We start from the raw sequence: 20,697 nt of genomic DNA, 5'->3' as shown, positions 1-20,697 counted from the left end.
TAGCATTTTCGAGCATAAATAACATAAGAGTTTCGTATATTCAGGTTATAATCTGCCGCCACTGCGGAGACTTCACTATGAGCAACTCAACTTCTACCTCAAACACTGGTTTAAGCTATAAAGATGCGGGCGTCGACATTGAAGCGGGCGACGCATTAGTCGATCGTATCAAATCTGTCGCTAAACGCACCACTCGTCCTGAAGTAATGGGCGGTCTTGGTGGCTTTGGTGCACTATGCAAAATTCCAAAAGGTTATGAAGAACCTGTATTGGTTTCAGGAACAGACGGCGTAGGTACAAAATTACGTCTGGCACTTAACCTCAACCGTCATGACACAATTGGTCAAGACCTTGTGGCAATGTGTGTAAACGATTTGCTCGTTTGTGGCGCTGAACCCCTCTTCTTCCTCGACTACTATGCAACAGGTCATTTAAATGTTGATGTTGCAGCAAATGTAGTCACAGGTATTGGTACAGGTTGTGAACTTGCTGGTTGTGCATTGGTCGGTGGTGAAACTGCTGAAATGCCGGGCATGTACGAAGGCGAAGACTATGATCTCGCTGGTTTTGCTGTAGGTGTAGTTGAACACAGTAAAATTATTGATGGAACAAAAGTGAAGTCTGGTGATGTACTCATCGGTGTAGCATCAAGTGGTGCGCACTCAAATGGTTACTCATTACTACGTAAAATCTTAGATGTTAAAAATGTAGACTTAACTCAAATCGTTGATGGTCGCCCACTTGCAGATGTTGCGATGGAACCAACACGTATTTATGTTAAACCTGTACTCGAACTTTGCAAACAAGTTGATGTGCATGCAATGGCTCACATCACAGGTGGCGGTTTACCAGGTAACTTACCACGCGTTCTTCCAAATGGCGCTCAAGCGGTAATTGATGAATCAAGCTGGGAATGGTCTGAGTTATTCCAGTTGTTACAACGTGAAGGTAACGTAGAACGCTTTGAAATGTATCGTACATTTAACTGCGGCGTAGGTATGGTGATTGCAGTTGATGCCAGCGAAGCTGACAAAGCAATTGACGTATTAAATGCTCAAGGTGAAAAAGCCTGGAAAATTGGTCACATTCAAGAAAATGCTGAATCAGTTGAAGGCGCAGACGAAAAAATTCGCGTGATCTTTGCATAATGAGAATTGCTGTCCTTGTCTCAGGCAACGGTAGCAACTTACAAGCCCTGATAGATGCCCATAACGGTAAACAGCTATCAGGGCAAATCATTGGTGTACTCTCAAACAAAGCTGATGCTTATGCATTACAACGTGCGAAAGATGCCGATATTGCGACCGCTGTTATTTCACATAAAGATTACCCAAATCGCGAAAGCTTCGATGAAGCGATGCACCAGCAGCTATTAGCGTGGCAGGTGGATCTGGTTATTCTTGCAGGTTTTATGCGGATTTTAACACCAAGCTTTGTACTGCAATGGCAAGGCAAAATGTTAAATATCCATCCTTCTCTCCTGCCTTTTTATAAAGGCGTTAATACCCATCAACGGGTGTTAAATACAGGAGACCGTTTGCACGGTTGTACCGTTCACTTTGTTACGGCTGAACTGGATGCTGGACAAAGTATTGCGCAATCTGTCATTCAAGTCGGTTTGCACGATACAGTAGAGAGTCTGGCGCAACGTGTGCATAAACTTGAGCATTTCATTTACCCTCAAGTTGCACAATGGTTTTGTACAGGTCAACTGAGCTGGAAGAATGGTCAAGCCTATTTCAACCAGCAGCCTTTACAACGCCCGATTCAATTTGCTCAATTCTAAAAAAACAAAACGCATCCTCGGATGCGTTTTTATTGCTCAAAGAGATAATACAAAAATTTTTCTTGGAAAAAATTTAACCACTCAACGGTTTCATCCATGTCATTTTCTTCATGGAAATGCAATAAAAAAACTTTTAAGCGCAGAAACAAGTAATACTCACTTTCTTGAAATAAATGCTGATCAATTTCTTGCCAATTTTTATGATTAAATTGGTCAAATAATTTTATGAGTTCCTCTTTGGCTTGAACTTCGCGTAGTGAAAGGTTAAATATATTTAAAAAATCGCCGATATATTTAACCTGTTGTTGATAAACGTCAAAAAACTTCAGTACGCTTGCTTGACTACTTTCTTGCCCATAGCCCAGCAAGCCGAGTGCATTTAGAATAATCTCAACGTTTGTCATCTCAGCAATCAAATTACCAAACTTTTAATTTTATCGACTGTTTCCAGTGGATGTTCTAATGGGAACATATGCCCCCCCTCTACAACAGAAAAAGGAATCCCTAACTTCTTTTGTGCGACTTGCGGAAATTTCTCTTTTAAGAAAACACTATCTTGACCCACGATCAAATGTACAGGAACAGGTGGCTTTGGCATTGGTAACCACCACATCGATGGCGTTGTTCTAAATAACTTCACTTCATCTGTTTTGGGAATGGTTAAAGTCACACCGCCCCGCTGTGGATCAACTGTTAATGCATGATCAATGTAGGCTTGAAAACAATCTGCATCGAAATGTTGATAGAAACCACGCGAACCGAGCAACTCAGCCGCTTGCTTACGTGACTCCCAATGATCACGACGGCGTGCAGATAAGCCCGCAGGTGTAATTTTATCCACCAGTTTAGGCTTGAAAAGTTTGGCTAAATGGAAAACAAAAGATGCTTTACCAATGATTAGTGGCGGATCAAGCATAATGACTTGGGAAAATAACTCTGGACGGCGATAGGCTGCCATTAAAGTCAACACAGAACCCAATGAATGTCCTAAACCAATTACCTGACGTCCTTGGGCTTGCTGAACAATATTATCAATCACCTGATCGACCAGATGCGTCCAGCCATGCGTAATCGGATAACGTTTGTCATTGCCAATTTCAGCCACATAAATGATGTCATATTGATCTTTCAACTGATCAAATAGCTTTTGATAAACTTTAGAGGGGACACCATTGGCATGGGCAAAATGAATCAAAGGTTTCATAAATAGATCTTTATTTGTTTTCACTGATAGATCAATTATCCTGCTCTACACATGTATTGCAAATCAAAACAAGAACTGCCCAGTTACTTTTACAATAAAAAAGGCTGTGGAAACCACAGCCTAAGAAGGTCAAGGCAGAACTCTGACCGAAGCATAAGCCTGATATGCTATTGGATTTTAGCGTTCTGCTGAGTCTCAAGCTGTGACGCAAGCGAACTGCTGATCCCTTCACCAATCTTAGCACCCATACGGCCCAAGATTGACTCTAAAGGATTACGCTGAACGGTATAATCCACTTTTTGATCAACTTTAAGATCACGCATCAATGTGGTAATGCTACCGCTACGATCTGCAATACCTAAAGCAATCGCCTGTTCACCTGTCCAGAATAAACCAGAGAAAACTGCTGGATCATTAGACTTCAAACGCTTGCCGCGACCTTCTTTTACCGCATTAATAAAGTGAGTATGTACATTATCCAATACAGATTGCACATGTTGCTTTTGTGCAGGATCTAGTGGCTTGGTCATACTCAAGATATCTTTATTGCTACCCGCAGTTAAAGTACGATCTTCAATACCCAACTTTTGTGCTAAGCCGCTTAAACCATAGTTTGGCATAATCACACCAATTGAACCCACTAAACTTGATGGATTCACAATGATTTCATCAGCAGCAGACGCAATGTAATACGCACCTGAAGCACCCATATCACCAATCACAGCATAGACTTTCTTATCTGGATGCTGTTTTTTCTGATAGCGAATTTCTTGCCAGATTTCATCAGACTGTACTGGCGAACCACCAGGAGAGTTAATATTTAAAACAATTGCTTTACTGCCACTTGCATCAAACGCTCGTTTTAAGGCTTTGTTGGTATCTTCACTGTTTACGGTCGATTGACCCGCAGAAGAATCAATTGTACCGACAATATCAATCACAGCCAGATGGTCACTACTAATACTTGTGGTCGATTTCTCAGTTGAAGTTGAGCAGCCTTTTGTCATTGCAATCAAGACAATTAATAAATAAGCGAAGCCTAAACATTTAAAAAAGATACTCCAACGGCGACTACGACGTTGTTCTTCTACAGACGCAAGAACAGCTTTTTCTAAAATCTGCCATTCTTTGCCCGTAACATTCTCACTATTTGTTGATTCGTTTTTTGGTTTTGGTGGCCAATCGGACATAAGATTCCAATCCAATATGTTTTAAAGTGACTTTATTATATACGCTGATTTCAACAAAACTGTTTAAATAACTTGTTTTAACTTATAATTATTTTTTGCATTATACTTTCCTTTGTAATTTTTCTCATACCAAATCCATGACCCATTCCAGAACGATTAGCTCAAATTACCGTCTCATCAAGCTCCTCAGTCGCCAGCCGATTCAATTAGGGCGCTTCTTGGCACGCATGGTTGCTGGACTGGTCAATACCTTCCAGTTGTCTAAACTTTCAAAAATTATCAGTCTAAATATCCAGATTGCATTTCCAGATATGGATCAGCAGCAAAGACAACAGTTGACCAAACAGGCAATTCGGAATGAGCTTACCTCTTATTTTGAGTTTTTAAGTATCTGGGGCGCATCCAATCAAAAGAATATTCAACGTATTCAAAAAATTCATGGTGAACATTACTTTCACGATGCATTAATAGAAAAAAAAGGTCTTGTTCTCGTTATCCCTCATTTTGGAACATGGGAAGTGATGAATTCATGGTTATCGAAATATACCCAAATGACCATTTTATATAAGCCAGTTAAAAATCCCGATGCGGATCAGTTTGTCCGCGATGCGCGTAGCCGTGAACAGGCACATCTTGTCCCAACCGATGAAAGTGGCGTTCGACAAATTTTTAAAGCCTTAAAACAAGGCGGCACGACAGCCATTTTGCCTGATCACACGCCTGATCATGGCGGTGACATGGTGGATTATTTTGGTATTCCCTTAGCTTCCAGCAGTTTAAGCGCCAAGCTGATTCAGAAAACCAAAGCCAAGGCCCTACTTATTTATACCATGCGTAATGATCAAGATGGCTTCGATATGTATATTGAGCCGATCAATCCTCAGATTTATGAAGGTCCTGCCGAAAATGGTACGCTCATTCTTCATCAAACTTTAGAGCAATTGATTCAACGTTATCCAGAACATTATCACTGGAGCTATAAACGCTTTCGCGCCAATCCTGCGCTCAAAAAAATTTATGATATTGATGAAGCTGAAGCATTGGCTCAAGTGGCCAAAGTCCGTCAGCAGGCTGAATAAACGATTGCTTAGGCTATTCTTGTTGTAACCATTTTCTTTGCTGTCGCTGGAGCTTGAGTTCCACCGCTCCATTTTCAAATAAGAAACTTAAGGTCCCTGTATCAGCGGTATTCAGTAAAGGAATATCTAAAGCCTTTAGACGGCTCTGCACTTCCCGACTCGGATGACCATAACGATTATTTAGCCCCGTAGAAGCAATTGCCAGCTTTGGTTTTAAAACGTTTAAAAAGTCATAAGCAGAACTATGCTTACTGCCATGATGTCCCAAAACTAAAATATCCACTTTTAAATCAGGATACTGCTGTAGCAGTTTAAATTCTGTTTCCCAGCCAGCATCCCCCATGATCAGAAAGTTTTGATAAGGCTGAGCATTCAGGAACTGTATATACACCACACAAGATTGTTCATTTTTTTGCTGTTTAGCCAAAACCAAGTCCTCGGTTCGCGGTGATAAAATCTCGACCCGAATATTTGGGTAATCCCAACGCTGTCCTTGATGACAAAGTGAGAAATTATCTTGGAATGGGAGAGTTTCTCCGCGTTCATTAGATTGTACTCGGCCTATGGCAAAAGCATTTTGAATCGAAGCAAATGCACCGCTATGATCTTGATCAAGATGAGAAAAAATAACGTGATCGAGTGTTCGAATGCCCTGCTGCCTTAGATACGGGATAATCACTCGATCACCTAAACTAAATTGAGTCTCGTCATAAGAGCCACCTGTATCAATCATGATGCTTTGCTGAGGATGTTGCAAAAAGATGGCTTGGCCCTGCCCCACGTCCAGAATATTCAAAGAGATCGATTGAGTTTTTACACCGAATACGATGGGCAAAAAACAGATCCCAGCCCAAAGCTTGGGAATACTTCCTCTCGGCATAAACACAATGACTAACCCCAGAATGAAGCTCACCATCATGGCAGGCGTATAACTGACGCCATATAGCGCTGGAGATAGCTGCTGTAGTCCATCTAATATCCACATCAGCAATGCCAGTATTTGATCATTGAGTCGAAATAAGAATAAACCTAATGCAGGAATGACCAGCCATAGACAAGCCGCGATAATGTCTAAAGGAACAACGACTCCACTAAGCAATGGAATAGCCACCAAGTTGCTCAACGGTGTAATCCACGAAATTTGCTGGAAGAAAATCACGACCAATGGCAGCAAGGCAATAAAGATTTTCCATTGAGAATCGACCAAGATCTTAATCGCCAAAATCCCTTTTTGTAGGGTGGTTTTCAGTTGATCTTGTGGAATTTGTTCTATCGTTTGATAGATTCGCAACAGAATAAAACATGCCCCATAAGACAACCAGAATGCGGCCGATAAAATACTAAAAGGGTCATACAGCAGTAATAAGCTGGCACTGTAAACCAATAATGCTAAAGGCTGTATCGGTAGTCGGAAGATCAGAAAAAGACTGGCAATCATCACCGTTAATAAAGTTCTAAGGGCTGGAATCTCAAAACCGACAAATGCCACATACAGTACAACACTGGCGGCAAAAGGAAAAAGCAACAAAATCTGTTTTGGTTTCCATAAATATAACTTTGGACAATAACGCTGAATAATTTGCTTGAGTAACCAAGTCAGCATTAAGGCAAAAATTAGTACATGAGGCCCTGAAATTGCCAATAGATGTGAAATCCCCAGCAACTGAAATTGCTGTTTCAGCGCATTCGACAATAAGCTTTCATCGCCCGTCAGTAAAGCTAATAGTAAACCTTGATGCTGGAATGAAGTCGTTTGCAACATGTGACGGAAAGCAAGCCGCATGCTTTCAACCTTTAACAGCAACATGGCTTTCAGGTTTTTTTGTTGCTTGAGATGCTGCTGATACCCCAGACGATAAATGTCATCGTCACTTAAAGGCTGAATCTGCCTGACCGAAAATGCAGACAAAATATCCTGCTGTAAAAACCATTTTTCCTGATCAAATGCCCCAGCAACGGCATAACTATGCGCAGGCCGAATATTTCCCTCAATACGATAATAACGACCAAGCTCTAAGGTAGGCTGCTGATCTGCCAGTTGTTTAGCTTTATTGAGATAGAGCAGCCAATCAACGGGTTGGGTATGACGATTAAGTACTTCTGCAATCTGCTTTTGCCCATCGACTGTTAATTCATCTATTTTTTTAATATATACAATGGCTTCAAATGGCTGAGCTTGAGTCTCACGTAAAGTTAAACGTTGTTGCAAGGCCAAGTCAGCATAATAAAAACCTGTACAGAACAATGCCCACGTGCAACTCATTAAAAGCAGTGCTTTATACACAGGCTGATGAAAAAAGCGCTGCTTATTAGATAGCCCTACTCCCCATATCACACTCGTCAAAGCCAGCCATATCCACCACGTTTGACCGATAAAAGTGAAATGCTGCCCCATCAAAGCAATACCGGCAATCCAGCCGAACAAAACGATCTTCAACATTTCTTAAAATTAGGTTTAGTTTTTCTAAAGACAAAATTAAAGCCCTTTTTCAGGGCTTTAACAAGAGGTCTAATTCAATATTTATAGATTATTCATAACGTAAGGCTTCAGCAGGTTGAACTTTTGCTGCGCGTAAAGCGGGATAAATAGTTGCAAGTAAACTTAAGAGTAATGAGACGCTTACAACAAGTAGTACATCTTGCCAGCGTAAATATGAAGGCAGATAATGTACAAAATACGCATCTAATAAATTTAAGCCAAAGGTCGTATTCACCCAAGATACGATATTACCAATGCTTAACGATAAAATAATGCCTAAAACGGTCCCTAACCCAGTTCCAATCACCCCAATAATTGTACCCTGCACCATAAAGATTTGAGTAATCAATAAGGGCGACGCACCTAAAGTACGTAAGATTGCGATATCTGATTTTTTATCAGTCACCAACATCATGAGGGATGAAATGATATTAAAGGTTGCAACGATAATAATCAGTAGAAGTAATAACCCCACCATGTTTTTTGCCATTTGAATGGCGCTAAATAAATTACCTTGCGTATAGGTCCAATTTGAAGCGTAGAAATTACTTGGTAATTTTTTGATAATGCTCTCAGAAATCTCTGGCGCGGCAAAAATGTCATCCAGCTTTAAGCGAATGCCTTGAGCACCATCAGGTAAACGCAATAGCGTTGATGCATCATTTAATGCAACATAACCCACCATCGAATCAACCTGAGTTCCGATTTTAAAGATCCCCACCACTTCGAAACGTTTAAATCGAGGCACAACACCTGCGGATGAATTTGTCGCTTCAGGCAAAACAAGCGTCACAGGATCATTGAGCTTCAATCCTAAACTGTCTGCTAAATCTTGCCCTAAGACAATTCCATATTTTCCTTTCTTCAGCGCATCCAGACTGCCTGCTTTCATATAATTATGAACAATCGAGACCTGTTTTTCATACTCGGGCTCAATTCCTGAGATCATGATCCCTGTCACTTCGCCATGCGCAGTTAACATCCCCTGTAACTGGGTATACGGCGCAACAGCAACAACATGGGGCTGTTTAGCAATATCTTTAGCCAAGTCTTCCCAGTTGGTCATAATTTGAGTGGATGCAATGGTCGCTTGAGGCACGATTCCTAAAATACGGTTTTTCAATTCTCGATCAAAACCATTGATTACGGACAATACCGTAATCAGCACAGCAACACCCAAAGTTAAACCAATCATTGTCATCAAGGAAATGAATGACACCAGACGGCTTTTTTTTCTAGCCTGTGTATATTTCAGTCCAATATAAAATGAAATGGGTTTAAACATGCTCACCCACCCATATACCATCTTGCATATGTAAAATTGAATCCGCTGACTGTGCCAATTGCTCATCATGAGTCACGATCAGCATCGCCATGTTAAGCTCTTTTTTCAGATCCGTGAGCAATTCAAAAATGCTAAGCGCTGTTTTACGGTCAAGGTTTCCGGTTGGCTCATCTGCCAACACCACCGCAGGTTTGGTCACCAAAGCACGCGCCAAAGCCACACGTTGGCGTTCACCACCAGATAACTCACCCGGTTTATGATCCATACGATGAGATAGACCCACACGATCCAGCAGATATTCTGCCTGCTTTTTCACATCCTTAAAGTTGCTTTCTTTGCGCAACATTAACGGCATCGCAACATTTTCCAAGGCGGTAAATTCTGGCAATAAATGGTGGAACTGATAAACGAAACCTAGATATTGATTACGCTTATAACCACGCTCAGCCTCACCTAAATTATCAAAGCGCTGACCTTGCAAAAAGACTTCTCCTTGCGAAGGTTGCTCCAAGCCACCTAACACATGCAACAAGGTACTTTTACCTGAACCACTTGAACCGACAATAGAAACGAACTCGCCCGCATTGACTTGAAGCGATAAGCCTTTGATTACTTCAACTTTACTTTTGCCATCATCGAAATGCTTAAAGATATTTTTTGATTCTAGAACGATCTTACTCATAACGTAATGCCTCAGCTGGTTGCGTTTTCGCTGCACGGATAGCAGGGTAAATTGTTGCTAAAAAACTGATAGATAAAGATGCTGTCACAACAATCAGTACATCTTGCCAGCGTAAATAAGAAGGTAAATAGCCAATCACATAGCCACTAAATAAATTCAGCCCAAAGGTATGATTTAACCAGCCCACCAAATCACTGATGGTTAATGCAAAAGCACTGCCTAAAATAACTCCTGCTACTGTACCTACGACTCCAATAATGGTGCCTTGCACAATAAAAACAGAGGTAATAAATTTTGGAGAAGCACCTAAAGTACGCAGAATCGCAATATCCGCCTTTTTATCAGTGACCACCATCACCAATGACGAAACGATATTAAACGCAGCCACCACAATAATCAGAAATAACAGCAAACCGACCAGATTCTTTTCCATTCTCACCGCACCAAATAGACTTCCGTGCGTTTCCTTCCAGCTTGTCGCATAAAAATTGTCAGGCAATTGTTTAACAATCTGCTCAACGACACTCGGCGCAGTAAAAATATCATCTACTTTAAGACGTACACCTTGCGCACCATCGGGTAAACGCAACAAGGTCGAAGCATCATTCAAGGCAATATAACCCACTGTTGAATCCACTTCCGCACCGACACTAAAAATCCCGACGATTTTAAAGCGTTTAAAACGTGGTACCACACCTGCTGGAGAAGGTGTCGCTTCGGGCAGCACCAAGGTAACGTTATCATTTAGGCTGAGACCCAATGCATCAGTCATGTCCTTACCGAGGACAATCCCAAACTCCCCTTTTTTTAATGCATTTAAATCACCTGCAACCATATGGTTCTGGATAATCGAAACCTTCTTTTCATATTTTGGTTCAATCCCCGTCACCATGATGCCTGCGACTTGACCTTGCCCCGTCAACATCCCTTGCAATTGAGTAAAAGGTGCAGCACCAGTGACATGCGGGTGATCCTCAACTTTTTTTACAAGCTCAGGCCAATCTGTTAGAATTTGAGTAGAAGAAACAGTGGCTTGTGGAACCATTCCAAGGACACGATTTTTTAATTCACGATCGAAACCATTCATAACAGATAACACTGTAATGAGGACGGCAACACCAAGCGTCAAGCCGATCATGGAAACTAAAGCGACAAAAGAAATAAAATGATTACTCCGCTGAGCACGAGTGTATCTCAACCCTATATACAGCGAAATTGGCTTAAACATACCATCTAGTCCGAGGTGATTTATTATGGAAAATTCACAACATCATCTTGTTGACGACAACACTGAACGTCGTGTGATGTCTCGTATTGATGCCGTGTTGAGAATCAACTATCAAATCATTCCCGATGATGTGGCGCTGAATGATCCTTATGATTCCCATTTCGTATTGCCACGCTATTTTCTACTACTTGCAGAGTTAGATCAATTTGATCATGCGTTTCGCTACGAATTAGAACAATTAAATGAAAAAGATCAACAAATTGCTCGCATCTTATCCCTTTTTAACCGGAAATTAAACCTGATTACGGGCTCTTATTACGACAATATCGTGCAATCTTTACTGCCCGTCCCTGAGCAGGTCAATGTTTCTGAAAATGGATTAAGTTTCTTTAGTTCTCAAGATATTAATGAAGGCACGTATATCCATATTACCTTGAGCCATCCTGAAAATTTCTTCCATATTGCTGCAATTGCTCAAGTGGTACATAGCACCGCGGAGGAACAAGGAAAATTCCGTATCGGTGCCTACTTCATTACCTTAAATCCGCAAGATCGTGCCAAATTAGCAGCCAGTATTCGGCAGGCCCAACAAACCGAAACCAGCTGATTGCATCATTTTAAGATTTTAAACGGCGATATGCTCTTAAATCTCTAAAGAAATACAACAGTAAACCAAACAGGATAATACTCGCTCCCACGAATACCTGAGCCGATATCTGTTCATGGTTCAGGTAAGCCCCGATCAGTATCGCCAGCATTGGTGTCATTACAGTAGTCAATGACAATGTTGTCGCTTGTAAGTTCTGCACCAGTTTAAAATAACAGAACATCGCAATTAACGATGCCATCACGATGGTATAGGTCAGGGCAAATAAAGATTTAGCTGAAGGAAAATGCGTTGGTGCATATTGCCAGATCCACGGTATTAACAAAGTCGCCAACAAAGTGGAGACCAAAATTGAACCTGTGGCCTGTGCCATGACAGGTAAATCCGCATTAATCTTTTTCACTAAAAAAATCGATAATGAATAAGAAAAAACACTGATCAGCATTAAAATAATACCAATCGGCTGGACATGCTGCTGACTACCACTCAAGCAGATCATCGCCAAACCAATAATGGATGTTCCCATTCCGAGCCACTGCAAACCTGCCAGCTTCTGCTGAAAACCAAAACGACCAATCAGGCCAGCCATAATCGGTGCCAAACCAAACATCAAGGCGATCAAGCCCGAACTCAGATAAGCTGTGGCCGCATAAGTAAAGATTTGCGAGCCAATCAGACTGAGCGAACCCGCGGCATAACTCAATAATGCAATTTTATGAACGGGGAATTTAACCTTTAACAGTAATAACACCGTCACAGCCAGCGGTAAGGCAATAAAAAAGCGGATTACCAGAGCCCACATCGGGTGTAAATCCGAAACACTCCACACAATTGCAAGCGGTGTCGTTGCCCAGATAAAGACCAGCAGTCCATAAGTGAGCATGAGGTTAATACGTGATGGCATATTCAACTCAAGAAGCTGTTTTACGTTTCTGTTTTAAAATAGTCTGATCCAATGAACTGGAAAATTCACGTTTATCACGTTCTGAAATTGGCGGTGGCCCACCAGTTTGCACCCCAGCCCCACGTAACGTATCCATAAAATCACGCAAGTGTAGGCGTGCTTTCACATTGGCTGTGGTATAGATTTCACCGCGTGGATGGATGGCAATACCACCCTTTTCAATCACTTGAGCCGCCAATGGAATATCTTGTGTAATGACAATGTCATTTTCTTGCATACGATCCACAATCTCTTGGTCAGCCTGATCTGCCCCACTCATCACCTGAATGGACTTAATCCGCATGGAAGGTGTGATACCGACATTCTGGTTGGCAACAAAGGTTACTTCGAGTTGGTAACGATCCGATGCGCGTAAAATCACTTCACGTAAAATTTTAGGTAAAGCATCAGCATCTACCCATAATTTAAATGGCAGCACGTTGACGAAAGCTCTTGAGAAGAAAAAGCTAGTGTAGCAGATTACGGGAAAAGTAGAGTTAACATCCTTGCAGCAATCCCATCAATTTTTCATTTCGTTCAGGGAAGATAGAACCCTAATCTCCAGATTAAAAATGAAATAATTTATAGAGAATTACAGATTCAGACTTGAAATATCCCAGTTACCCTCGATTTAATAGAATAAGTTCAATCTTTTTAGCATCTCGCTTTATGAAAAATCAAAACAGTCCAGAAATCATTAAAATTCAAGATCAAAATTTCGGTAATCATGTCGAGCATTGGAACTTATTGACTGACACACCCGAAACAGATGTTCCCAAATGGTTAGGATTGGCGCTTGATGCACCCGTAATGCCAATGGGGCTATGTGAAGATGAACATGAGATGGATCAGACATTCTGGTTAATCCAAGGCCCAAGTGGTGAATCTGTTTCTATTAACCAGATCATTGCAGTGGAAGATCAAAAACCACGCGCATTAAAAACAGCCTTTCCAAGTTTTGAAAGCCCATATAAATATGATGCGAAAATTGAGCGAATTATTACTTGTGATTCTGCAACTCAAGCAGTGTTACGATTAAATTTAAATAAAGATACGACCATTTATGCGTTCGATAATTTATTCAGTGTAAATAGCTGTCAATATGACAAAAACCAAAGCTATAAAGTTCAGTTTAATGCTTGGGCATATGAATTAGAAGCGGTTGCTCCAGATGAGAAAATCATTGTTGATGATCCTGCTTCAATTAAACATCACCGCGCATTAAATGCGATTTTGGCAGAACATAATGGGGTTGCCCCAGAAAATTTACAGGAACTGATTAATGACTGGCAGCCAAAAACGCCAGAAGATCAAGAACCTGTTACTGTCGACTTTTCTAAAATGGTGGCCTATTTATTCGGTGAAACTTTAGGTCAGGAAGATGAAGCCTGGTTCCAAGGTAATATCGTTGGTAAAACTCAAATGCAGTTTATGCAGGATGAATATACCCTTTATGACGTGACGCTGGTTTTAGAAGATGATTTACCTGCAATCCTGATTCGTATTGCAACTAAAAATGAATTGTATAAAAACTTTAACATTGGCCAATATATTCGCGGCAACCTATGGATTCAGGCCAATATTTATGCTAAAACTGCTACTGAGTGACAAAAAATCACATAAATGGCATTTTTAGGCGTTCTAATGAAAATTATACCAGAACAAACGACCACCAGTCTGATTCATTCGAGTGATCAAGGTCTTAAACTTGATGTTGGTGCTTTTTGCTTTTTCTTACTTGGTATGTTCTTAGCAGCACTTATTTTTCATCAAATTGGTTTTTTCTAATTTTTTGACCATTAACTACCTTATTCGCATATAAAAGCCCTCAATGATGAGGGCTTTTATTTTAACTGGTTTTTATTGCTTAACCATGACGTTTCGCAAAATCATCCATAAAGTTTACAAGGGCTTGTACGCCTTCTAATGGAACTGCATTATAAATACTTGCACGCATACCACCTACTGAACGGTGGCCTGCTAAGTTCAATAAGTGATGCTGTTCAGCTTCTTGCAAGAAAGTCTTTTCAAGCGCTTCGTCAGCTAAAGTAAATGGCACGTTCATCATTGAACGGTTTGGTACTGCGATCGGATTGTTATAGAAATCGCTCGAATCAATATAGCCATAAAGTAACTTGGCTTTCTCTTGATTCACTTTATAGATTGCATCTACCCCGCCCTGCTCAAGCAACCACTCAAATACAAGACCTGATAAATACCATGCATAGGTTGCTGGGGTATTTACCATTGAACCATTCTTGGCTTGATCTGCATATTTCAAAATGCTTGGAATTTCAGGCTTAGCTTGATCAAGTAAATCATCGCGCATAATAACGATGGTCAAACCTGCTGGGCCAATATTCTTTTGCGCACCAGCATAGATCAAGCCAAACTTGCTCACATCCAAAGGCGCAGACAAGATACTTGATGAATAATCACACACCAACGGCGCATTTACATCTGGGATAGTAGCGAATTGCAAACCACCAATTGTTTCATTATCTGCATAATGCACATAAGCAGCATCATTCGAAAGATTCCATGTACTTTGTTCGGTAATCGCATGTTTACCATCAATTAAAGTACCAGCTTCAACGATATTAATATCGCCATAGCGTTTCGCTTCTTTCAACGCTTTCTCAGACCAGATGCCAGTATGGATATAATCTGCCTTGTTATTTTTGCCTAACAGATTCAATGGAATCGCTGAAAACTGTAAGGATGCGCCACCTTGTAAAAACAATACTTTATAGTTTTCAGGAATGTTCATGAGCTTACGTAAGTCAGCTTCAGCCTTCTCTGCCACAGCAACATAATCGCTGCTACGATGACTCATTTCCATGATCGACAAACCTTTGCCCTGCCAATTCAACAATTCTTGTTGAGCTTTTTCTAAAACGGCAGTAGGTAATGCAGCAGGACCAGCGCAGAAATTATAAGCACGCATGAGTTTTCCCTTGTTAAAGTGGAACAAATTGGAATGGGAATTTAATCATAGATTGGCGAAGCTTGCAGCAGCTTATCCAGTAAATATTTCAATTTGACTGCAAAAAAAGTATTAATTTTTCAATCATGTTCTGTCATTACAATTATTTTAGGCCAAACGTTATGATGCTTTTCTCTAGCATGAAATACGCCTGTTTTTCGCCATTTTATTTAGATTAAAAACTCTACTTTTTACAAATTCACTACACCAATCCCAGCGATATAACTATTTAATTAAAAACATAATATTTTAATTTTATAAAAAGAATTTAGACTACCTCAGGATATTATTAAATTGCGACATACCATAATGTTGAAACGACATGATCGACCGAGTTTTAAGGTCAAGCGGTTTCCCAAAACGTTAAGCTTGAGTATAAGCCTGATCAGCTGTGCCTTATTTTCATCTTCTTTATTTGCCCAGACATTCAGTTATAGTGAAGCTGAACACTATGTGGTTGAAAATGCTTATGCCTCCCAAGCACAGCAAGCCTTGCAACAAGCGTCTCAACTCGAGATGGAAGCCGTTAAAAATTTAGGCCTTCCCCGTATTGATTTAAATGCGCGTGCTTATTCATTTCATAGCGAAACCAGCGTGCCTTTAGCTTCGAGCAAGCGACGACTGGAAAATTCGCTGACCCGTGGTTTTGATGACAAGTTATCGCAATGGGAAAATGTGTTACCGCCTGAAGTGATTGATCAGGTCGGTCAGGGGTTTGATCAAACTGTAAGTGAGGGTCTGAATCAGGTGCCCAACAATCTCGATGTTACGGTCAAAGACCATGATGTCCGCACTTCTGTTTCGATGGTTATGCCACTCTATACTGGCGGTAAAATTAGCAGCGCCAAACAGATTGCCACCATTCAGGCTCAACGTTCAAACATTAGCGAAAAACAACAACAAGACTCGCAACGTTTTGAGATGATTCAGTCTTATTTTAATGTGCAATTACAGCAGCAATTACTCAATGCCAGCCTGTTTAATTTAAATTCGATGCAAGAACATTATAACAATGCACTTAAATTAGAGAAGCAAGGCTTTATTAATAAGGGCCAGCGTATGCAGTTTGAGGTGGCACGCAATAATGCAGAACGCACCTATCAAAATGCCCAGTCCAATTTACAAGCCAGTCAGTTCAGCCTGCAAAATTTATTAAAAACCAAAGAAAGTTTAAATCTCACCACACCCCTATTCGTGAATAATGCACAAAACCATTCTCTGGATAAAATGCTGGCAAATTACGATCAAAATTCCAGTTTGATCAAAAAGCTGCAAATGGATACCCAACTTGCCAATGAAAATGTCAAAGTTCAGCAATCTGCAAAAAAACCGAGTGTTTTTGCCTTTGGTGAATATGGACTAGACAGCAAAGAGAACTGGATTGTCGGTGTGATGGCCAAATACAATTTGTTCTCAGGCATTGATAACAACAAAAATATACGTGCAGCCGAACTTAAAAAATATGCAGCAGAGCTAATGACTGAACGCACCAAGCAGGAAGTTGAAAATGTGCTGTACAAATCTTATAGCGAATTAAGCTCGTCTCAGACCAGTCATCAATTGCTGGTTCAAAACACCAAAGCTGCGCAAGAAAACTTACGTATTCAACAGCTTTCATTTAAGGAAGGTATGGGTACAGCGACACAAGTTATTGATGCACAAAATGCCTTAAGCGCCTTAAGAAGTGAAATGGCCGTTAATTCCTATAAATACATTTTATCTTTAGCGACACTTTTACAAAGCTATGGCTCGATTGATGAGTTCAAGCTTTATGTTAATCAACCACGTACTGACTATATCCGTTAATTGGAGAATTTTATGAGCCAAGATCAATCATCATCCAATTCAGAACGCGATAAAGATCAAGTGGACAAAAAAACTGAAACTCAAGTATCTGAATCACCTCAAACGCAAGTGAGCGCGACTGAGAATGTCGCACAGCCACAAGCTGAGACACCAAATTCCAATACACAGCAGCCACCGAACGAACCACCTAAAAAAGGTAAAGCAAAAATCATCGGCCTGATTATTTTGATTCTACTTTTAGGTTTAATCGCTTTTGGCTTATGGAAAGCTTATCAACCTCAAGCGATTGAGCTACAAGGTCGGGTTGAGTCAGAAACCGTACATATCAGCACCAAAGTGCCAAGTCGTATCGAAGAGTTCTATGTTTCCGAGGGGCAGCCAGTTAAGAAAGGTCAAGCACTGGTTCGCTTTGTCAGCCCTGAACTCGAAGCGAAAAAAGAACAGGCTCAAGCGGCTTTACAAAGTGCAACTGCATTCCATTCCACTGTGTATCGTGGTGCTCAACAAGAAAATATCGAGACACTGTATGCCAACTGGCAAGCCATGAAAACTCAGGCAGAATTGGCAGCAACCACGTATAAACGTGGTGAAACCTTATATCAACAAGGTGTAATTTCTCGCCAACGCCGCGATGAAATGCTTGCTGCACAAACTTCTGCACGTGAAACTGCCGAGGCCTCTTATCAACAGTATGCACGTGCCAAACGCGGTAGCACCGAACAACAGAAATCGACGGCTGATGCACAAGTTGCGATGGCACAAGCGGCTGTGAAAGAAGCCAATGCATTAACCGAAGAAACCAAACTGTACTCACCTACAGACGGAACCGTATCTAAAACCTATGGCAAGCCGACTGAATTAGTCGCAACAGGCGTGCCAGTCGTTAGCATTATTGAAGACCATGATTTGTGGGTCAGCTTAAATGTTCGTGAAGACATGTACAGCTCTGTTTATAAAATGAAAAGCATTGAAGGTTTTATTCCTGCATTAAATCGTAAAGAAACCTTTAAAGTAAAAAATATTGATGCCGAAGGTGATTTTGCAACGATTAAAACCACGCGCCAAACTGGTGGTTATGACATCCGCAGCTTCAAATTCCATTTGGTGCCTGAGCAAAGTATTCCTGATTTAAAAGTCGGCATGAGCGTATTATTCAAAATAGAAGAGGCAAAATAACCGATGTTTGCTGTCATGCTTCGGGAATTACGCTATCTCAAACGCCATAAAGTAGATCTTTTTATGGCGGTGATCGCGCCTTTGCTGGTCATTCTGCTCTTTGGCAGCATGTTTTCAGCAGGTAAGGCCGAACATCTTCCTATTGTTGTGATTGACCAAGACCAAAGTGAAATGAGCCGTAAGGTGATTCGTAGCTTAAGCCTTAACCATACTTTGCAAGTAAAAACCATTACTGCCAGTCAGGATGAAGCAGAACGGCTCATCAACAAGACTGAAGCATGGGGATTTGTCATGATCCCCGAAGGTGCTGAACAACGTCTGGTCAAAGCCCAAGATGCGCAAATCAGTATTGCGTATAACCAGTCTTTTTTTAGTATCGGTAATACCATTTCCTCCGCCATGCTCATTAGCACCCTAAATGGTATGGCTGAATATATGGGACAAAGCTACCTGTCCAACACGATCCCCTATCTGGACATGCCCACCCCGCATATTAAGATTTCAACTCTATATAACCCAAGCATGAGTTATGAGTTATTTCTTGAGCCATTTATGGTGCCAGCCGTTTTACACTTATTGCTCTGTTGCTGCGTAGCTTTTGCCATTGGGCAAGAATTTAAGCGTAAAACAGTGGCTGAATGGGTCAGTTCCAAACAAGTCATTTCCAGCCTGCTTGGTAAAATCTTGCTCTATGTCTTTATTTTCTGTGCTTGGACTTGGTGCTGGATGTTCTGGTTAGCGCAAATCCGCGGTTACTTTATTGCAGGTTCACTCACGCTGATTTTGGCAGCACAATTTTTATTGTACTTTTCCTATGCCGTGATCAGCAGTACTATGGTTCTTGCAACCCAAAATCTTCCCAAAACCTTTGGCTTTATTGCACTGTATGGTGGTTCTTCACCAAGTTTTTCAGGGATTACCCTACCCTTGAATAACGCGCCAGCATTTACCCAGTTCTGGTCAATGATTATTCCCTACACGCCTTATGCCAAGCTGCAAACCGAACAGTGGATTATTGGCAGTGATGTGCATGTCTCAATGATTCCTTTTGGCATTTTAGTGGTCTTTGCAGGCTTATTCTTTGCCTTGAGCGTGCGTCTGTTAAAGAAAAATACTCAGGAGCTATGTCCATGAAGTCATTTTTCAGCTATTACCTACAGACCTTTAAAAATATTTTTGCCAACAATTCGGTGTTTACCACCTTAATTGCGGCAACGCTACTTTATAGTTTTTTCTATCCGACCGCCTATAAGGCACAAACAGCGGAAGATATTCCGATTGTGATCGTGGATGAAGAACAAAGTATTTTGACCTCAAAAATCATTAGCCAAGCATCGAATAGTCCACATATCAAAATCACCACGGTGACGGATAATTTTCTGGAAGCGCAGCGCATGGTGCAGAACCAGCAAGCTGAAGGTATCTTGTTACTGCCTGAGAACCTCACCAATAGTTTGAAGCGAGGTGAAATGGGTGGGATTGGTCTCTATTTAAGTACGGCGTATTTCATCCGAACCAAAGAAGTTGGCGTCGGTTTAGCCAGCTCAATTGAATATACGCTGAAAGAGCATCTAGAGAAATTTGGCAATGCTTCCGCGTTTGAACCCGAACTTTCGATTCATCAGATTCCGTTGTTCAACACGATGTCGGGTTATGGTAGTTATATTTTCCCTGCTGTCGCCAGTTTGATTATTCATCAAACGATTCTGCTTGGTCTTGCCATGCTGATCGCCAGTTATCGTGAACAAGGCTGGGTCGCAAAACCTGTAGAATTCTGGGCAACATTTGCCGCTATTTTCACGACAGGCTGCCTCAGCTGTCTGTATTTATTCGGCTTTACCTTCTGGCTCTATGAATTTCCACACGGTGGAAACTTCTGGGGCATGTTGCTTGCCGTCCCAATCTATGTCAGTTGTGTGATTGGCTTAGGCATGCTAGTGGGTTCACTGGTGGATATGCCTGAACGGGTTGGGCATCTAATTGTCGTGACGTCTGTTCCATTATTCTTACTGACTGGAACAGCTTGGCCTCATGAAGCCATGCCACACTGGATGCAATGGTTTGCGTGGATATTTCCTTCAACTCATGGGGTGCAAATGTTTGTACAGCTCAATCAAATGGGTGTACCAACCTCTATTGTGGTACCAAAACTGATTTATCTGGCAACCGTAGCTGCAATTTTACTGGCAATCTCCTATTACCGTTTAGTGATGATGCAACCCATAAAAAAAGGAAGCTAATTAGCT

The 20,697-nt window shown here is 41.1% G+C and carries 20 protein-coding genes; 10 read left to right on the top strand and 10 right to left on the bottom strand.

All coding sequences use genetic code 11. From position 1 onward, the window contains the following. The first annotated feature begins 77 nt into the window (after positions 1-77). Together purM and purN are read left to right on the top strand one after the other, a co-directional pair. Positions 78-1,148, top strand: a complete 1,071-nt coding sequence (gene purM / locus AWW72_RS12235; RefSeq protein WP_004771425.1) for a phosphoribosylformylglycinamidine cyclo-ligase — start codon at positions 78-80, stop codon at positions 1,146-1,148. Continuing rightward, positions 1,145-1,786: a phosphoribosylglycinamide formyltransferase gene (gene purN, locus AWW72_RS12230; RefSeq protein WP_171254721.1), complete on the top strand. Its 642-nt coding sequence runs from the start codon at positions 1,145-1,147 to the stop codon at positions 1,784-1,786. The genes purM and purN overlap by 4 nt, the downstream gene beginning before the upstream one ends. 29 nt (positions 1,787-1,815) lie before the next feature. Here the strand turns inward: purN and AWW72_RS12225 are convergent, their stop codons facing one another. From AWW72_RS12225 to sppA, 3 genes are all read right to left on the bottom strand, one after another. Next, on the bottom strand, positions 1,816-2,190 hold the full coding sequence (locus AWW72_RS12225) for a hypothetical protein (protein WP_062847533.1): 375 nt from the start codon (positions 2,188-2,190) through the stop codon (positions 1,816-1,818). Between the two features lie 8 nt (positions 2,191-2,198). Further along, entirely contained in the window at positions 2,199-2,990 is a 792-nt protein-coding gene (locus AWW72_RS12220; RefSeq protein WP_062847523.1) for an alpha/beta fold hydrolase, read from the bottom strand. A 167-nt stretch (positions 2,991-3,157) separates the two neighbouring features. After that, positions 3,158-4,180, bottom strand: coding sequence for a signal peptide peptidase SppA (sppA, locus tag AWW72_RS12215; protein ID WP_047432340.1), 1,023 nt, complete (start codon positions 4,178-4,180; stop codon positions 3,158-3,160). Between the two features lie 137 nt (positions 4,181-4,317). On the opposite strand from sppA, the gene AWW72_RS12210 reads away from it, so the two are divergent. Beyond that, complete coding sequence (locus tag AWW72_RS12210) at positions 4,318-5,259, top strand: lysophospholipid acyltransferase family protein (protein ID WP_062847522.1); 942 nt, start codon at positions 4,318-4,320, stop codon at positions 5,257-5,259. Positions 5,260-5,272: 13 nt separating this feature from the next. Here AWW72_RS12210 and AWW72_RS12205 read toward each other — a convergent pair whose 3' ends face one another. The 4 genes from AWW72_RS12205 to AWW72_RS12190 all read right to left on the bottom strand — a co-directional run bounded on the left by AWW72_RS12205 (position 5,273) and on the right by AWW72_RS12190 (position 10,933). Next, on the bottom strand, positions 5,273-7,699 hold the full coding sequence (locus AWW72_RS12205) for a DNA internalization-related competence protein ComEC/Rec2 (protein WP_062847521.1): 2,427 nt from the start codon (positions 7,697-7,699) through the stop codon (positions 5,273-5,275). Between the two features lie 88 nt (positions 7,700-7,787). After that, positions 7,788-9,023, bottom strand: a complete 1,236-nt coding sequence (locus tag AWW72_RS12200; RefSeq protein ID WP_004771417.1) for a lipoprotein-releasing ABC transporter permease subunit — start codon at positions 9,021-9,023, stop codon at positions 7,788-7,790. Continuing rightward, positions 9,016-9,705: a lipoprotein-releasing ABC transporter ATP-binding protein LolD gene (gene lolD, locus AWW72_RS12195; protein ID WP_005256738.1), complete on the bottom strand. Its 690-nt coding sequence runs from the start codon at positions 9,703-9,705 to the stop codon at positions 9,016-9,018. The genes AWW72_RS12200 and lolD overlap by 8 nt, the downstream gene beginning before the upstream one ends. Then, on the bottom strand, positions 9,698-10,933 hold the full coding sequence (locus tag AWW72_RS12190) for a lipoprotein-releasing ABC transporter permease subunit (protein WP_005256736.1): 1,236 nt from the start codon (positions 10,931-10,933) through the stop codon (positions 9,698-9,700). Before AWW72_RS12190 ends, lolD begins: the two co-directional genes overlap by 8 nt. Positions 10,934-10,958: 25 nt before the next feature. Here AWW72_RS12190 and AWW72_RS12185 point away from each other — a divergent pair, with 25 nt between their 5' ends. Next, positions 10,959-11,540, top strand: coding sequence for a PilZ domain-containing protein (locus tag AWW72_RS12185; protein WP_062847520.1), 582 nt, complete (start codon positions 10,959-10,961; stop codon positions 11,538-11,540). Between the two features lie 10 nt (positions 11,541-11,550). On the opposite strand, the gene AWW72_RS12180 is transcribed toward AWW72_RS12185, so the two are convergent. Together AWW72_RS12180 and AWW72_RS12175 are read right to left on the bottom strand one after the other, a co-directional pair. Continuing rightward, a complete protein-coding gene (locus AWW72_RS12180) occupies positions 11,551-12,444 on the bottom strand; it encodes a DMT family transporter (RefSeq protein WP_062847519.1) in 894 nt (297 codons plus the stop codon). Positions 12,445-12,451: 7 nt separating this feature from the next. Further along, the gene (locus AWW72_RS12175; protein ID WP_005256734.1) at positions 12,452-12,922 is read right to left on the bottom strand and encodes a YaiI/YqxD family protein; all 471 of its coding nucleotides are present in this window, start codon (positions 12,920-12,922) and stop codon (positions 12,452-12,454) included. Between the two features lie 230 nt (positions 12,923-13,152). Between AWW72_RS12175 and AWW72_RS12170 the strand changes: the two genes are divergently transcribed. Continuing rightward, positions 13,153-14,091, top strand: a complete 939-nt coding sequence (locus AWW72_RS12170; RefSeq protein WP_005256730.1) for a hypothetical protein — start codon at positions 13,153-13,155, stop codon at positions 14,089-14,091. A gap of 36 nt (positions 14,092-14,127) precedes the next feature. Beyond that, positions 14,128-14,271 carry a hypothetical protein gene (locus AWW72_RS19460; RefSeq protein ID WP_004771301.1) on the top strand — a complete coding sequence of 48 codons (144 nt, stop codon included), beginning with the start codon at positions 14,128-14,130 and terminating at the stop codon, positions 14,269-14,271. 79 nt (positions 14,272-14,350) lie between these two features. Here the strand turns inward: AWW72_RS19460 and serC are convergent, their stop codons facing one another. Then, the gene (gene serC / locus AWW72_RS12165) at positions 14,351-15,430 is read right to left on the bottom strand and encodes a 3-phosphoserine/phosphohydroxythreonine transaminase (RefSeq protein ID WP_062847518.1); all 1,080 of its coding nucleotides are present in this window, start codon (positions 15,428-15,430) and stop codon (positions 14,351-14,353) included. A gap of 348 nt (positions 15,431-15,778) precedes the next feature. On the opposite strand from serC, the gene AWW72_RS12160 reads away from it, so the two are divergent. The 4 genes from AWW72_RS12160 to AWW72_RS12145 are packed head-to-tail and all read left to right on the top strand — an operon-like array spanning position 15,779 to position 20,691. Then, positions 15,779-17,275, top strand: a complete 1,497-nt coding sequence (locus AWW72_RS12160) for a TolC family protein (protein WP_062847517.1) — start codon at positions 15,779-15,781, stop codon at positions 17,273-17,275. A gap of 12 nt (positions 17,276-17,287) precedes the next feature. Beyond that, the gene (locus tag AWW72_RS12155; RefSeq protein ID WP_062847516.1) at positions 17,288-18,451 is read left to right on the top strand and encodes an HlyD family secretion protein; all 1,164 of its coding nucleotides are present in this window, start codon (positions 17,288-17,290) and stop codon (positions 18,449-18,451) included. A 3-nt stretch (positions 18,452-18,454) separates the two neighbouring features. Then, entirely contained in the window at positions 18,455-19,585 is a 1,131-nt protein-coding gene (locus AWW72_RS12150; RefSeq protein WP_062847515.1) for an ABC transporter permease, read from the top strand. After that, positions 19,582-20,691: an ABC transporter permease gene (locus AWW72_RS12145; protein ID WP_005256722.1), complete on the top strand. Its 1,110-nt coding sequence runs from the start codon at positions 19,582-19,584 to the stop codon at positions 20,689-20,691. The genes AWW72_RS12150 and AWW72_RS12145 overlap by 4 nt, the downstream gene beginning before the upstream one ends. The last annotated feature ends 6 nt before the right edge of the window (positions 20,692-20,697 follow it).

Origin of the sequence: Acinetobacter sp. NRRL B-65365 (assembly GCF_001605865.1) — a bacterium.
Lineage (GTDB): Bacteria > Pseudomonadota > Gammaproteobacteria > Pseudomonadales > Moraxellaceae > Acinetobacter > Acinetobacter vivianii.
The sequence above is the reverse complement of the archived record's forward strand: the minus strand, read 5'-3'. Positions and strand labels throughout refer to the sequence as shown.